Raw genomic sequence first — 13,936 nt, 5'->3', positions numbered from 1 at the left:
TCAGGCGGCCAGCGCGGTTTTCGCCATGGTGATGTCGGCCACCAGCCCGTCATCCCCGAAGCGGCGTTCCCACTTGCCCTGCAACTGGCCGGTGATACTCATTTCCACGAGGCGCGACCCGAAGCCGACTTCGCCGCTTTCCTTCGCGGGCGGTCCGCCGTGCTCGGTCCAGCACAGCTGGATGGCATCGCCCGCATCCTCCACCACCAGGTCGACATGGCCGGTATCGGTGGAGAGCGCGCCGTACTTGGCCGAATTGGTGGCGAGTTCGTGGAACACCAGCGCCAGCGGGGTGGCGGCGCGCTGGCCGATCGTCGCGTCGATCCCGGCCACGTGGACGCGCGGCTTGTCATCGGCGTCCGTATAGGGCGCGAACAGCGCCTCCAGCATTCCCTGCAAGCTGTCCTGCCGCACCCCGTCGCCAGGGCGCACGAATTCGTGTGCGCGGCCCAGTGCCCGAAGCACCTTGGTCAGTTCCTGCGCAAACGGCTCGTGCTCGGGCGACTTGCGCGCTTTCAGGGTGGCAAGGCCGGTGACGACGGCAAAGATGTTCTTGATCCGGTGCGAAAGCTCGTTCGCCAGCAAGTCGCGCTCTTCCAGCGCGGCGCGTACCTCGTCGATGTCGGTCAGGGTGCCGAACCAGCGCCGCAGCGCGCCCTCGTCCTCCGCCACGGGCACGGCGAGTGCGAGCACCCATTTCCACGAGCCATCGGCCCGCTTCAGGCGGAATTCGGCATCGAAGGCCTTGTTCTCTGCAAAGCTGGTCGCCCATTCGCCAAAGGCGTGATCGGCATCCTCGGGATGGATGAACGGGCGCCAGTCCTCTGCCGTCTTGGGCGGCGGGGCGCCTGTCACCTGCGTCCAGCGCTTGTTGAAATAGTCGAAATTGCCGACGTTATCGGCAGACCATGCGATCTGCGGCACACCTTCGATCATGCGCAGCAGGCGCCGCTCGCGCTCGGCGATGATCTGTTCTGCCTCTACCGCGGACCGGCGCGCTTCCAGCCGCCGCACGGCAGCCTGCGCCAGCACGGCCAGCCCTTCACGCTGGAAATCATTGAGCGGTTCGGGGTGGGGCCTCGTGTCGATCACGCACAGCGTGCCGAGCGACGCGCCTTCCTTCGACACCAGCGGATGCCCGGCGTAATAGCGGATCTCCGGGGCGCCGGTGACGAGCGGGTTTTCGGCAAAGCGCGGATCGGCTTCGGCATTGGCCACTTCGAGCAGTTCCGAACTGCCAAGGGTATAGTTGCAGAAGGCGGCTTCGCGCGGCGTACTGCTGTCCGCCAGCCCCTGTTTGGCGAGGAAACGCTGGCGCTCCTCTTCCAGCAGCGTGACGACCGAGACGGGCGCATTGCACAGCCTGGCCGCGAAATCGACGATCGCCTTCAGTTCGGGATCGCCTTCCAGCATATCCGCGTTGAAGCTCTCGACGACGCTGAGGCGACGAGCCTCGTCGATGAATTCGCTGGCCGGTTCGGGCATTGCCGATGGCTGCAAGATAGGATCGTCCAATGCCATACAAGGTCCATGTAGCTGGGCAACGGCCAGAATCCTAGCCGAGACAGCAAGTTTCCATTGCAACCTGTTTGCCAGACAGCCCCCGCTTGCTATTGGCGAAACCGACTAGAGGAGCAGACCACCCATGCGCGCCACCCCCGATTTCGATTTCGGCCTGACCGAAGAAGCCCTGATGATCCGCGAGACCGTCGCCCGCTTTGCCGACGAGCGTATCGCGCCGATGGCGGCTCAGATCGACGCGAAGGACGAATTCCCGATAGAGCTGTGGCCGGAAATGGGCGAACTGGGCCTGCACGGCATGACGGTGAGCGAGGAAGACGGCGGCACTGGCCTCGGCTACCTCGAACACACCATCGCGGTGGAGGAAGTGAGCCGCGCCAGCGCCTCTGTCGGCCTCAGCTACGGCGCGCATTCCAACCTGTGCGTCAACCAGATCGCGCGCTGGGGCAATGCGAAGCAGAAGGCGAAGTATTTGCCCGGCCTGATCTCGGGCGAGCATGTCGGCAGCCTCGCCATGAGCGAGACGGCCGCCGGGTCCGACGTCGTCTCGATGAAGCTCAAGGCCGACGCGGTTCAGGGCGGCTACCTGCTGAACGGCACCAAGTTCTGGATCACTAACGGCCACTATGCCGAGACGCTGGTGGTCTATGCCAAGACCGACCCCGAGGCCGGCAGCAAGGGCATCACGGCCTTCCTGATCGAGAAGGACATGGACGGTTTCTCCGTCGGTCAGAAGATCGAGAAGATGGGTATGAAGGGCAGCCCCACCAGCGAACTGGTGTTCGACAATTGCCACGTGCCGGAAGAGAACGTGCTGGGCGAAGTGGGCAAGGGCGCGGCCGTGCTGATGAGCGGTCTGGATTACGAGCGCGTCGTGCTGTCGGGCGTGCAGCTTGGCATCATGCAGGCCTGCCTCGACACCGTCATTCCTTACGTTCGCGAGCGCAACCAGTTCGGCAAGCGTATCGGCGATTTCCAGCTGATCCAGGCCAAGGTGGCCGACATGTACGTCGCGCTGCAATCGGCGCGCGCCTATACCTATGCCGTGGCGAAAGCCTGCGACAACGACAAGACGACCCGCTTCGACGCTGCGGGCACGATCCTGCTGGCATCGGAGAACGCCTTCCGCGTGGCGGGCGAGGCGGTGCAGGCGCTGGGCGGTGCGGGCTACACCACGGACTGGCCGGTGGAACGCTACCTGCGCGATGCGAAGCTGCTGGACATTGGCGCCGGCACGAACGAAATCAGGCGGATGCTGATCGGGAGGGAGCTGATCGGCGCGAAGTAAGGAAACAGGGGAGAGACAACTTGCTGACAACCACCGCCAAAGCCATCACCGCCGCTGCACTTCTTGTCGCCGCACCAGCCGCCGCGCAGGAAAGCGCGCGCGTTGCCGAGCTGACATTCGAAGCGCCTTCGCTTGCGGGCAACCTCGAGGGCAACCCGGTGGAACGCACGGCCTTCGTCGTCACCCCTCCCGGCTATGACGAGAACCCGGACAAGCGTTACCCGGTGGTCTACTTCCTGCACGGATACTGGATGCCCGCAGGCGCGCAGCAGGAAGGCTTCCGGCTTGACGAGGCGGTGCAGGCCGCCAGCGAGAACGGCCACGATTTCATCATGGTCATGCCCGATGGCTTCTCCAAGCTGCGCGGCGGCTTCTATTCCTCCGGCCCGACCGTGGGCGACTACGAGAATATGGTGGCCGAGGACCTGGTGAACTGGGTCGATGCCAATTACCGCACCATTGCAGAGCCCGCCGCGCGCGGCCTGGCGGGGCACTCCATGGGCGGATACGGCACCATCCGCATCGCCATGCACCAGCCCGGCATCTTCTCCAGCATCTACATGATGAGCGCCTGCTGCCTGCAACCGATGGTGCTGACGGAAGAACAGGCCCGCAACATCGAGAACATGGACGAGGACGACCTGCCGTTCGAAGAGTTCTTCGCGCTGGGTGCCATTTCCACCCTAGCCACGTGGTCGCCCGATCCCACGGACGAGGGCTTCCTGAAAGTCGATACCGGCGTGCGCGAGGACGGCACGATCGACCCGCTGGCGAACTACCGCATCGCCGCCAATTCGCCCGTCGTCCTGCTGCCACAGTTCCTGCCCGAACTGAACGGCCTTGAAGGCTTTGCAATGGACATCGGCGACGAGGACTTCCTGCTGGAACCCAACGCCCTGTTCCGCAGCGAGCTCGACCGCTTCGGCGTCGACTACGATTTCGAACTCTACGAAGGCGACCATGGCAACCGCATCCGTGAACGGCTGCGCACCGAAGTGCTGCCGTTCTTCGCCCAGCATCTCCAGTTGGAAACCGAATGACCGCACCCACCCTCACCTCCACCCTCGACACCGACAGCCCGGAGGCAAAGGCCCGCGCGGCGCACAACCGCGCGCTGGCCGAGGAGCTTCGCGCGCACGTGGCCGAGGCGGCGCTGGGTGGCTCCGAGAAGCACCGGGAGCGGCACGTCGCGCGTGGCAAGCTGCTGCCGCGCGAGCGGGTGGAGCGGCTGCTCGATCCCGGCTCGCCGTTCCTCGAGATCGGCCAGCTTGCGGCGAACGGGATGTACGGCGGCGACGTGAACGGTGCATCGATGATTGCAGGCATCGGCCGCGTGTCGGGCCGGCAGGTGATGATCGCCTGCAACGATCCCACGGTGAAGGGCGGCAGCTACTACCCGATGACTGTGAAGAAGCACCTTCGCGCGCAGGAGATTGCCGAGGCGAACCGCCTGCCGTGCATCTACCTGGTCGACAGCGGCGGGGCCAACCTGCCGTTCCAGGCGGAAGTCTTCCCCGATCGCGATCACTTCGGGCGTATCTTCTACAACCAGGCGAATATGAGCGCGAAGGGCATCCCGCAGATTGCCTGCGTGATGGGAAGCTGCACCGCGGGCGGCGCATACGTGCCCGCCATGAGCGACGAGAGCGTGATCGTGCGCGAGCAGGGGACGATCTTCCTTGCCGGGCCGCCGCTGGTGAAAGCCGCGACGGGCGAGGAAATCAGCGCCGAGGACCTTGGCGGCGGGGCGCTGCATGCCAAGAAATCCGGCGTGGTCGATCATCTCGCCGAGAACGACGAGCACGCGCTCACCATCGTGCGCGATATCGTGTCGCACCTCGGCCGCAGCGATCCGGCAAAGCTGGACGTGCAGGAACCGCGCGCGCCGAAGTTCGATGCGCAGGATCTCTACTCGATCATCCCCGAGGACGTGCGCGCGCCCTACGACGTGCACGAAGTCATCGCCCGCATCGTCGACGGCAGCGAGTTTCACGAGTTCAAGCGCGACTACGGCTCCACGCTGGTGTGCGGTTTCGCCCACGTGTGGGGGATGCCGGTGGCGATCCTTGCCAATAACGGCGTGCTGTTTTCGGAAAGCGCGCAGAAGGGCGCGCACTTCATCGAACTCGCCTGCCAGCGCGGCATTCCGCTGCTGTTCCTGCAGAACATCTCGGGCTTCATGGTCGGCGGCAAGTACGAGGCGGAAGGCATCGCCAAGCACGGCGCGAAACTGGTGACGGCGGTGGCCACGGCGCAGGTGCCCAAGATCACGGTGGTGATCGGCGGCAGCTTCGGCGCGGGCAACTACGGCATGTGCGGGCGGGCCTATTCCCCGCGCTTCCTGTTCACCTGGCCCAACGCGCGCATCTCGGTGATGGGCGGCGAACAGGCCGCGAGCGTGCTCGCCACGGTCCACCGCGATGCCGACACGTGGAGCGAGGAGGAAGCCGAGGAATTCAAGGCCCCGATCCGCCAGAAGTACGAGGACGAAGGCAATCCCTACTACGCCACCGCCCGCCTGTGGGACGACGGCGTGATCGACCCGGTGCAGACGCGCGACGTGCTGGGCCTCAGCCTCGCGGCCTGCCTAGAAGCGCCGATACCCGAGCGTCCGCAGTTCGGCGTGTTCAGGATGTGATAGAGATGGCGGAAGCAGACCAACTGATTGTCGAAATAGGGCAAAGTCCGTATGCAGTCGTAGTGGGCCTAATACTTGCGGCTATTCCAATCCTGTATTTCATATTACGGCTCTTTTTCGCGATAGCACGCGAGGTAGAAAGAACTGCCAGAATGAGCGTGCGCCGACGGCTCCAGGTGAGACGAATAAAGACTGCTTTAGGATCTAGGGTATTCTTGGATAAAAGAAGAGGTCAAGCGCAAAGTTTATTAAGGCTCATTGGCATACAGCTGTTTTTAGGAATGATATTCCTATATTGCATCTTGATCTGGTCGTTGTTTAATTTTCTAGCGGCGATGGACTTCAGGTTTGGTGAACTCAATGAAGCTCTAGTTTATGCCATAATCTTCACACTGACCTTGATTGGCATTTATTTTGTTATCTTTATTCTCAAGGTGACGGTCTCACAAATCCAACTTGCGAGAAAACTGAAGGCTCGACGAAGAATAAGTTCGATCGACGAGGAATGACCTCTTTTGATAAATTGCGGCTTTAAATGTTGAAGCATTCTCAGCCAACGCTTCTGTCGCGTATCGTCTGGCGGCTGCTGCTCTGGCTCTATCGCGGAAAGGGCTACAGGCTGGAGAACCATCCGCCCAGGCTCGACAAGTTCATCCTCGTCGGCGCGCCGCATACCTCGAACTGGGATTTCATCTACTTCGCGGGCGCGGTGCAGGAAGTGGGCATTTCCCCGCGCTTCATCGGCAAGCACACGCTGTTCAAATGGCCGATGACGCGGTTCATGTATGACATGGGCGGGATGCCGATTAACCGCTCCTCCCCGCGCGGTTACGTGGATGCGGTGGTGGACCAGGTGAATGCGGCGGACCGGATCGCGCTGGTGATCGCGCCCGAGGGATCGCGCACATCGGATGGCCGCTGGCGCAGCGGGTTCTACCATATCGCCAGCGGTGCGGGCGTGCCGATTGTGCCTGCCTGGGTGGACGAGGAAACCGGGCGCGCAGGCTTTGGCGAGGCGATCATGCCCTCGGGCGATTTTCATGCGGACCTTGCGAGGATTGCGGAGTTCTATCGCGTCAAATTGCCGGATTGCGAACGTTTCGAAGTGCTGGCCGAACAGGCGAAGGGCGAGGTGGCGACGCCCGCAAAGCCGGTGGAGCCGGACATGCTGGCCCCGCCTCCAGACCCGCCTTCCGATCAGCCGAAAGGTCCGCCCGATGCTTGATACCCTGCTGCAGAACGGCCTGGTGCTCCTCGTCTTCATGCTGGCGGCCTGGATTGCTTCGGCCATCATCGGAAAGGTCAGTTTCGTCGACGGCCTCTGGGGACTGACCATCGCAGCGCTCGCCCTGCTCAGCTTTCTCTCTGCCGAGAGCGGAGAGGCGCACCTGGTGCTGATGCTGATGGTGGTGATCTGGGGCGTCCGGCTTGGCGTGCACCTGCTGCGACGCTTCAACCGCAACGGCGAGGATGCGCGTTATCGCACGATGCTGCCATCGCCCGATGCCGGCATGGCCTATGCGGTGGCGGCTCTGAAGAAGGTGTTCCTGCTACAGGCCGCGCTCATCATGCTGGTGAGCAGCCCTGCCCAGGTGGGCATCCTTGCTGCCTGGGAGGGGCAGTACCTGCCGCTCTTGGGGTGGCCGGGCATTGCCCTTTACGCGGTGGGCCTGTTCTTCGAATGGGTGGGAGACTGGCAACTCGCCCGCTTCAAGGCGGACCCCTCGAACGAGGGCAAGGTGATGGACGAGGGGTTGTGGCGTTACACCCGCCACCCGAACTACTTCGGGGATGCCTGCGTTTGGTGGGGCATATTCATCGTCGCCCTGTCCATCGCCCCCGGCGCGGTGATCTGGACGCTGCCGGGTCCGCTGTTCCTTACCTTCACCCTGGTGAAGTGGTCGGGCGCGGGGATGACGGAGGATGCCATGCGCGACAAGTATGGTGAGGACTTCGCCCGTTACGCGGAACGGACATCGGCGTTCATTCCAGCGCCGCCGAAGCTAAAGGAACAGCATGGTGGTTAGAAGCGAGCAAGGCAGCGGCGTGAGGGGCTGGAGCGCCCGTATCGCCCGTTTTCTCGTCATCGTGCTGGCGCTTTTTACCGCGGTCAGCCTTGTGGCGGCGGATGCCTGGTGGATCAGGGTGTTCGACTTCCCCCGACTGCAGTTCGCCATGGTGCTGGCGATCGCTCTCGCCCTCCTGCTCTTCACCCGCTCGCGCCGCTTGTGGCTGTGGCTGCCGCTGGGCGTGGCCGCGCTGGCGGTGCAGTTGTGGCAGGTGGTGCCCTATTTCGGATTCATGCCGCAGCAGGCCGTGAGCGCGGATAGCTGCGAACCGGCCGACCGGCTGCATGTCGCCAGCCTCAACGTGCTCCAGTCGAACCGCGATTTCGACCGCGCCATCGCCTATGTGCGCGAAGAGAACCCGGACGTGTTCCTCGCCATGGAGAACGATGCGGCGTGGACCGATGCGCTATCCGCCGCGCTGGACGCGGACTATCCCCATTCGATGAAGATCCCGCAGCCCAACACCTATGGCATGGCGTTGTGGTCCCGCCTGCCGTTTGCCGAGGTGGAGCGGAACGAACTGGCGGGCGGGGGCACGCCCTCGATCAAGGCGCGCCTTACCCGTGCCGATGGCGGGGTGATGACGCTGTTTGCCGTCCACCCGCGCCCGCCGCGCCCCGGCCAGGACAGCGGGCAGCGCGACGCCGAACTGGTGTTGCTGGCCGATCTCGTGCGCGAATCCGGCAGGCCCACGCTGGTGGTGGGCGATTTCAACGATGTCGGCTGGTCCAGCGTCACGGAAACCTTCCAGCGGATCGGACAGCTGGTCGATCCCCGGCGCGGGCGCGGGTTCAATGCCACGTTCGATGCCACGAACCCGCTGATGCGCTGGCCTCTGGATCATGTCTTCCACACCGACGACTTCGGCGTGCTGCGGTTCGCGAAAGGACCGGACGTCGGTTCCGACCATTACCCGCTGGAAGTGGAGCTGTGCCTCTCGCCCGGCGAATTCGCCCCGCAGCAGGAGGCGCCGGACCTTACCCGTGAAGCCGTGGAGGATGCGCGCGAGGAACTGGAGGATGCATCGAAAGGCGGCGAGGGGTTCGAGGCCGACAACCTGACGGCCACGGTTCCGGACGACTGACCCGGTCTATCGATGGCCTTCATGGTTGAGGGCGTATTTCAGGCTCCAGCCGATCATCAGGCCCGAGAGCACGATGATGAGTGATGCCCAGATCCAGTGCGGCAGCAGCAGCTCCGCCTCGATCGCGCCGGTGTCCGACAGCATCACCTGCCCGCCGATCACCGCGCTTTCGGAGAACAGGTAGTCCATGTCGTTGAACATGGAGAGGGCGGCCAGCACGCCGAGGAACTGTAGCGCGAACAGTTGCAGCCCGCGCTTCCCTTTCCAGGCCAGCAGCCCGAGCGCGGCGCCGATCAGTGGCAGGACCACCACGCCCACGACGCTGCGGACCCAGATCACGGTGGAAAGCACGAGTGCGCCCGCCAGCAGGACGAGCGCGGGCTTCCAGTGCTTGCGCGCGGCGCTGGCCAGGATCAGCAAGGCGCCCATCACGCTTGGCCCCAGCGGGCCGCCCATGGCGATCAGTGCGCGCGACACCCCGCCGCCGTCCATCGCCGTGCGGGAAGAGGCATAGCCCGAGCCGTTGGCGTAGATCACCAGTTCGTCGAACGCGTTGCCCGTCAGAATGGCGGTGAGGCCGTGGCCCATTTCATGGAACCAGGTGGTGAGGATGACGAAGGGCCAGATGAGATAGTTGCCGAAAGGCAGCGCGGGCAGGAACATCACCAGCACGCCCGCCAGGATCAGGCGGCCCACCTGTTCTTCCTGGCTACCCGGCCGCACGCCTCCCCATGCCATCGCCTTACTGCGCCCCCGCCGTCGCAGGCCGGGCGACGCCGCGCTGCTGGGCCAGCACGCCCCACGCGGCAAGGAACAGGCCGGCCACCAGAGGGCCGACGACGATGCCGGACAGGCCCATGGCGGCTATCCCGCCCAGCGTGGTGACAAGGATGATCCAGTCGGGAATGCCGGTATCGCGGCCCACCAGGATCGGGCGCAGCACGTTGTCCGCCATGCCGATCACCGCGAAGCCCGATACCAGCACGACGACGCCCTGCCAGATCTCGCCCACGGCCAGCAGGTACAGCGCGACCGGGGCCCACACCACGGCAGGGCCGATGGCCGGAACCAGCGAAAACAACGCGGTCAGGAGGCCCAGCAGGACGATGTTGGGCACGCCCGCAATCCAGTAGGTGAGCGAGCCCAGCGCGCCCTGCACCAGGCCGACCACGACCGAGCCCTTGATCGTCGCGCGCACGATGGCGAGGAAACGCTCGGCAAGTTCGTATGCCACGTCGCTCGCCAGCGGCAGGTGGGCGATCACCTGTCGGCCAACGTCCCTGCCGTCACGCAACAGGAAATAGGCGACGTAAAGGCCGATGCCGAAAGCGAGCACGAAGCCCAGTGCGCTGCCGGTGATGGCCACCGCCTGCTGCGCGATCAGGCCGGAGCTTTCCAACGCCAGGTCCTGTGCACGTTGCTGCACCATTTCCGGCGTGCCGAAACCCGACGCGTCGAGGTTCTGGCGGATGGCCTCGGGCAGGGCGGCATGCACCGTTTCGAAAAGCGCTGCGAGGTCTATTCGTCCCTCGCGAAAGGCGATGACCACCGCCGTTGCCTGTTCCACTACCACGGCGCCTATGAAGAAGGCAGGGATGATGATGGCGACGGTAATCACCAGCAGGGTGGCTATGGCCGCGCGGTTGCTGCCGCCCAGCCGCGCGCGAAACCACTGGTACATCGGCTGGAACATGATCGCCGCCAGCGTCGCCCACAAAAGCGGGGCGACGAAGGGCCAGACGATGTAGAGCAGCACCAGCGAGACCAGCGCGAGGAAGACGAGGAAACCGCCGTTCTCCACCGCTCCCGACTTGTGCTGCCCGCTCATCGACGCGCCCTAGATGTCGAGGTTGGCGACGTTCAGGGCGTTGTCCTGGATGAACTCGCGGCGCGGTTCCACCACGTCGCCCATCAGGCGGGTGAAGATTTCGTCCGTCACGTCGGCGTCCTCCACCTTCACCTGCAACAGTTCGCGGTTTTCCGGGTCCAGCGTGGTCTCCCACAACTGCTCGGCGTTCATTTCGCCAAGACCCTTGTAGCGGCTGACCGAAAGGCCCTTGCGCCCGGCGGTCAGCACCGCATCGAGCAATTGCGAGGGACGGGTGATGGCCGTGTCGGGATCGAAGGCCGGGGTATCCGCATCGGTTTCCTCTGCGTTCTCGTCCACCGGTTGCGGCTCCGCGCTGCCGGCCTTCACGAGGCGGGCGGGCTTGGCATAGGTATCTGCCTGCGCCACGCCGCGCGTGTGCAGCTTGCGCGCCTCCGCGCTGTCGAGGAACTTCTCCTCGATCAGGTGAACGTCGGTCACGCCCCGCCACAGCCGGTCGAAGCGCACGTCGCCGGTCTCGGTGGTGCGCGCCGACCATTCTGCCTCGGGATCGCTCAGCTGGATCTGGCCCGCGGCATGGACAAGCCGTTCGTCTCGCTGGGCGGGGGTCAGGCCCGGCTCCAGCGCGCCGGCCATGGCCATCGCCTCGATCACGAAGCTTTCGTACTTGCGCGGGGCGAAGGCGAGCAGGTTTTTCAGTTGCAGCGCCTTGTCGACCAGATCGGCTAGGTCCGCGCCCGAACGGGCGCCTTCGTGCGTTTCCAGCACCCGGTCCTGCAGGCCCGCTTCGACCAGGTAGCGGTCCAGCGCGCCCTGGTCCTTCAGGTAGACCTCGCTCTTGCCCTTGGCGACCTTGAACAGCGGCGGCTGGGCGATGAACAGGTGCCCGGCCTTGATGATCTCGGGCATCTGGCGATGGAAGAAAGTCAGCAGCAGCGTGCGGATGTGCGCGCCGTCGACGTCGGCGTCGGTCATGATCACGATCTTGTGATAGCGCAGCTTCTCGAGATTGAACTCGTCACGCAGGCCCGTGCCCATCGCCTGGATCAGCGTGCCGACTTCCTTGGACGAGATGATCCGGTCGAACCGGGCGCGCTCCACGTTCAGGATCTTGCCCTTCAGCGGCAGGATCGCCTGGTACTTGGAATCGCGCCCGCTCTTGGCACTACCGCCTGCCGAATCACCCTCGACCAGGAAGATTTCGGACTTGGCCGGATCGCGCTCCCGGCAGTCGGACAGCTTGCCGGGCAGGCTGGCGACGCTCATGGCCCCCTTGCGGCTCATTTCGCGGGCCTTGCGCGCGGCTTCACGCGCGGCTGCGGCATCGATGATCTTCTGGACGATGGCCTTCGCCTCGTTCGGGTTCTCCTCCAGCCACTCGCCCATCTTCTCGCCCATCAGGGATTCGAGCGGCTGGCGCACTTCGGAGCTGACCAGCTTGTCCTTCGTCTGCGAACCGAACTTGGGATCGGGCAGCTTGACGGAAACGATGGCGGTAAGCCCTTCGCGCATGTCCTCGCCCGAAAGCGAGACCTTGGCGTTCTTCAAGAGGCCCGCGGCATTGGCGTAGTTGTTGAGCGTGCGGGTGAGGGCTGCACGGAAGGCGGCGAGGTGGGTGCCGCCGTCGCGCTGCGGGATGTTGTTGGTGAAGCACAGCACGTTCTCGTAGTAGGAATCGTTCCATTCCAGCGCCACGTCGATGCCGATGCCGTCCTTCTCCGCGGAAACCGAGATGGGCTCGGGCACCAGCGGGGCCTTGTTCCGGTCCAGCCACTTCACGAAAGCCGCGATGCCGCCTTCGTAGAACAGGTCGTGCTCCTCCACTTCCTCGTGACGGCGATCGCGCAGCAGGATGCGCACGCCGGAATTGAGGAAGGCGAGTTCGCGGTAGCGGTGCTCCAGCTTGTCGAAATCGAACTCGGTAACGTTCTTGAACGTCTCCTCGCTGGCCTTGAAAGTGACGCGGGTGCCCTTCTTCAGGCCGTCGTCGTCGCCATTGCTTTCCACCGGCGGCGCGTCGCCCACGACGCGCAGCGATTCGACGGCATCGCCGTGCTCGAACCGCATCCAGTGTTCCTTGCCATTGCGCCACACGCGCAACTCCAGCCATTCGGAAAGCGCGTTCACCACGGAAACGCCCACGCCGTGCAGGCCGCCCGAGACCTTGTAGGCGTTGTCGTCGCTGGTGTTCTCGAACTTCCCGCCCGCGTGCAGCTGCGTCATGATGACTTCTGCCGCCGACACGCCTTCTTCCTTGTGAATGTCCACCGGAATGCCGCGGCCGTTGTCTTCCACCGACACGCTGCCATCAGGGTTCAGCTCGATCAGCACGAGGTCGCAATGCCCGGCCAGTGCCTCGTCGATGGCGTTATCGGATACCTCGAAAACCATGTGGTGCAGGCCCGAACCGTCGTCGGTGTCGCCGATGTACATGCCGGGCCGCTTGCGCACGGCATCCAGCCCCTTCAGCACCTTGATGCTGTCGGAACTGTATTCGCCGTTCTGGCGCTTCTTTTCGGGAGTGGTTTCGGGTGTGTTTTCGGGCGTATTTTCCATGCCGATCATATAGGCACTGCGTACCCCGTTCGGAAGGCTGGAGGGCCTGTGCACGGCGCTTTTCCACGCCTTATCGGGTTAACGCCCGGAATCGGCTTTTCCGCCGGTCCTTCCCCCGGTCGCCAGATACAAGAATGGCCACCCCCGCGAAGGGGTGGCCATATGTCAGCCCGAAGACAGGGGGGAGGGGGAGAGGAAGCCTCCGGGCCTAAGGGAACTGTTGCGTATCGCTCTTAGAGAATGCCCATCAGCAGGGTCGTGCTGACGGTGATCGCTGCGAGCGATGCAAGGATATTCGGTGCGAACTGGCGCATTGTTACATCGTCCTGTTTTCGTGAGTGTCTGGCGGCGCGACTCCGCAAGGTCCCGCCGCCGGCGCAAGCGCAAATGGCGACTTGTCGAATATATTGCAAATGCGAAATATTCGACAAGTGTTGCATATTTTTCAAATCAGCACACGAAGGATCGGACGATCGGTTGGGGCCCCTCAGCGCGCGGCGAGGCGGGTGCTGTTTTCGCTGCCGGAAGCCAGTTCGGCACGCAGTTCGGCGATGCATTCGCGATACATCATCTGCATCTTCACGGCCTGGAGGGGCGGGCGGGCGCAGGCCTGCTCGATGGCGCGTTCGACAAGGGCTTCCTGCGTAGGGGCGCTCGTCTCGCGCTCCTGTTCGGCGCTCGGCGCGTCGCCAATGACGAACACGAAAGCGGACTGGGCATAGGCCGGGGTCGCGGCCATGATCGCGAGGCAGAAGGCAGAAGTGAGAAGTTTTTTCATCGGGTGAACTCCTTGGGCTAGGTGAGACTACGCTCAGGCTATCCTCGACTTCCGCCGGCATGTGTGCAGTTGCAGCATAAATTGTGCAAGTGCGAAAAGATCGACGCCTCGTGCGCTTTTCGCAACGTTGAAGGCTTCGCATACAAGAAGCCGGGGTTCCTCGACGGGAAACCC

12 protein-coding genes are annotated in these 13,936 nt (G+C 64.0%); 7 read left to right on the top strand and 5 right to left on the bottom strand.

The window, feature by feature from the left end; genetic code table 11:
* Nucleotides 1–1,515: a sensor histidine kinase gene (locus tag ABFX23_RS09855; protein WP_346032892.1), complete on the bottom strand. Its 1,515-nt coding sequence runs from the start codon at nucleotides 1,513–1,515 to the stop codon at nucleotides 1–3.
* 130 nt (nucleotides 1,516–1,645) lie between these two features.
* Between ABFX23_RS09855 and ABFX23_RS09850 the strand changes: the two genes are divergently transcribed.
* The 7 genes from ABFX23_RS09850 to ABFX23_RS09820 are packed head-to-tail and all read left to right on the top strand — an operon-like array spanning nucleotide 1,646 to nucleotide 8,600.
* The gene (locus ABFX23_RS09850) at nucleotides 1,646–2,809 is read left to right on the top strand and encodes an isovaleryl-CoA dehydrogenase (RefSeq protein WP_346032891.1); all 1,164 of its coding nucleotides are present in this window, start codon (nucleotides 1,646–1,648) and stop codon (nucleotides 2,807–2,809) included.
* Nucleotides 2,810–2,829: 20 nt separating this feature from the next.
* A complete protein-coding gene (locus ABFX23_RS09845) occupies nucleotides 2,830–3,849 on the top strand; it encodes an alpha/beta hydrolase (protein WP_346032890.1) in 1,020 nt (339 codons plus the stop codon).
* Nucleotides 3,846–5,447 (top strand): carboxyl transferase domain-containing protein, encoded by a 1,602-nt coding sequence (locus ABFX23_RS09840; protein WP_346032889.1) that lies wholly within the window; start codon nucleotides 3,846–3,848, stop codon nucleotides 5,445–5,447. The genes ABFX23_RS09845 and ABFX23_RS09840 overlap by 4 nt, the downstream gene beginning before the upstream one ends.
* A 5-nt stretch (nucleotides 5,448–5,452) precedes the next feature.
* Nucleotides 5,453–5,956 (top strand): hypothetical protein, encoded by a 504-nt coding sequence (locus tag ABFX23_RS09835; RefSeq protein WP_346032888.1) that lies wholly within the window; start codon nucleotides 5,453–5,455, stop codon nucleotides 5,954–5,956.
* A 26-nt stretch (nucleotides 5,957–5,982) separates the two neighbouring features.
* Entirely contained in the window at nucleotides 5,983–6,672 is a 690-nt protein-coding gene (locus tag ABFX23_RS09830; protein WP_346032887.1) for a 1-acyl-sn-glycerol-3-phosphate acyltransferase, read from the top strand.
* On the top strand, nucleotides 6,665–7,474 hold the full coding sequence (locus tag ABFX23_RS09825) for a DUF1295 domain-containing protein (RefSeq protein ID WP_346032886.1): 810 nt from the start codon (nucleotides 6,665–6,667) through the stop codon (nucleotides 7,472–7,474). The genes ABFX23_RS09830 and ABFX23_RS09825 overlap by 8 nt, the downstream gene beginning before the upstream one ends.
* Nucleotides 7,464–8,600 carry an endonuclease/exonuclease/phosphatase family protein gene (locus ABFX23_RS09820; protein WP_346032885.1) on the top strand — a complete coding sequence of 379 codons (1,137 nt, stop codon included), beginning with the start codon at nucleotides 7,464–7,466 and terminating at the stop codon, nucleotides 8,598–8,600. Before ABFX23_RS09825 ends, ABFX23_RS09820 begins: the two co-directional genes overlap by 11 nt.
* A 6-nt stretch (nucleotides 8,601–8,606) precedes the next feature.
* On the opposite strand, the gene ABFX23_RS09815 is transcribed toward ABFX23_RS09820, so the two are convergent.
* From ABFX23_RS09815 to ABFX23_RS09800, 4 genes are all read right to left on the bottom strand, one after another.
* Nucleotides 8,607–9,338 (bottom strand): M50 family metallopeptidase, encoded by a 732-nt coding sequence (locus tag ABFX23_RS09815; protein ID WP_346032884.1) that lies wholly within the window; start codon nucleotides 9,336–9,338, stop codon nucleotides 8,607–8,609.
* 4 nt (nucleotides 9,339–9,342) lie between these two features.
* On the bottom strand, nucleotides 9,343–10,428 hold the full coding sequence (locus ABFX23_RS09810) for an AI-2E family transporter (protein WP_346032883.1): 1,086 nt from the start codon (nucleotides 10,426–10,428) through the stop codon (nucleotides 9,343–9,345).
* Nucleotides 10,429–10,437: 9 nt separating this feature from the next.
* Nucleotides 10,438–12,984, bottom strand: a complete 2,547-nt coding sequence (gene gyrB / locus ABFX23_RS09805) for a DNA topoisomerase (ATP-hydrolyzing) subunit B (RefSeq protein WP_346032882.1) — start codon at nucleotides 12,982–12,984, stop codon at nucleotides 10,438–10,440.
* Nucleotides 12,985–13,471: 487 nt separating this feature from the next.
* On the bottom strand, nucleotides 13,472–13,762 hold the full coding sequence (locus ABFX23_RS09800; RefSeq protein ID WP_346032881.1) for a hypothetical protein: 291 nt from the start codon (nucleotides 13,760–13,762) through the stop codon (nucleotides 13,472–13,474).
* Nucleotides 13,763–13,936 lie beyond the last annotated feature (174 nt).

Origin of the sequence: Erythrobacter westpacificensis, assembly GCF_039542285.1 — a bacterium.
GTDB lineage: Bacteria > Pseudomonadota > Alphaproteobacteria > Sphingomonadales > Sphingomonadaceae > Alteraurantiacibacter > Alteraurantiacibacter westpacificensis.
This window is presented reverse-complemented; position numbering and strand designations above follow the sequence as displayed.

Coding starts and splice junctions, on each gene's coding strand:
- ABFX23_RS09810 (WP_346032883.1), bottom strand. CDS start 10,428: ATGAGCGGGCAGCACAAGTCGGGAGCGGTGGAGAACGGCGGTTTCCTC.
- ABFX23_RS09840 (WP_346032889.1), top strand. CDS start 3,846: ATGACCGCACCCACCCTCACCTCCACCCTCGACACCGACAGCCCGGAG.
- ABFX23_RS09825 (WP_346032886.1), top strand. CDS start 6,665: ATGCTTGATACCCTGCTGCAGAACGGCCTGGTGCTCCTCGTCTTCATG.
- ABFX23_RS09830 (WP_346032887.1), top strand. CDS start 5,983: ATGTTGAAGCATTCTCAGCCAACGCTTCTGTCGCGTATCGTCTGGCGG.
- ABFX23_RS09820 (WP_346032885.1), top strand. CDS start 7,464: ATGGTGGTTAGAAGCGAGCAAGGCAGCGGCGTGAGGGGCTGGAGCGCC.
- ABFX23_RS09835 (WP_346032888.1), top strand. CDS start 5,453: ATGGCGGAAGCAGACCAACTGATTGTCGAAATAGGGCAAAGTCCGTAT.
- gyrB (WP_346032882.1), bottom strand. CDS start 12,984: ATGGAAAATACGCCCGAAAACACACCCGAAACCACTCCCGAAAAGAAG.
- ABFX23_RS09815 (WP_346032884.1), bottom strand. CDS start 9,338: ATGGCATGGGGAGGCGTGCGGCCGGGTAGCCAGGAAGAACAGGTGGGC.
- ABFX23_RS09850 (WP_346032891.1), top strand. CDS start 1,646: ATGCGCGCCACCCCCGATTTCGATTTCGGCCTGACCGAAGAAGCCCTG.
- ABFX23_RS09800 (WP_346032881.1), bottom strand. CDS start 13,762: ATGAAAAAACTTCTCACTTCTGCCTTCTGCCTCGCGATCATGGCCGCG.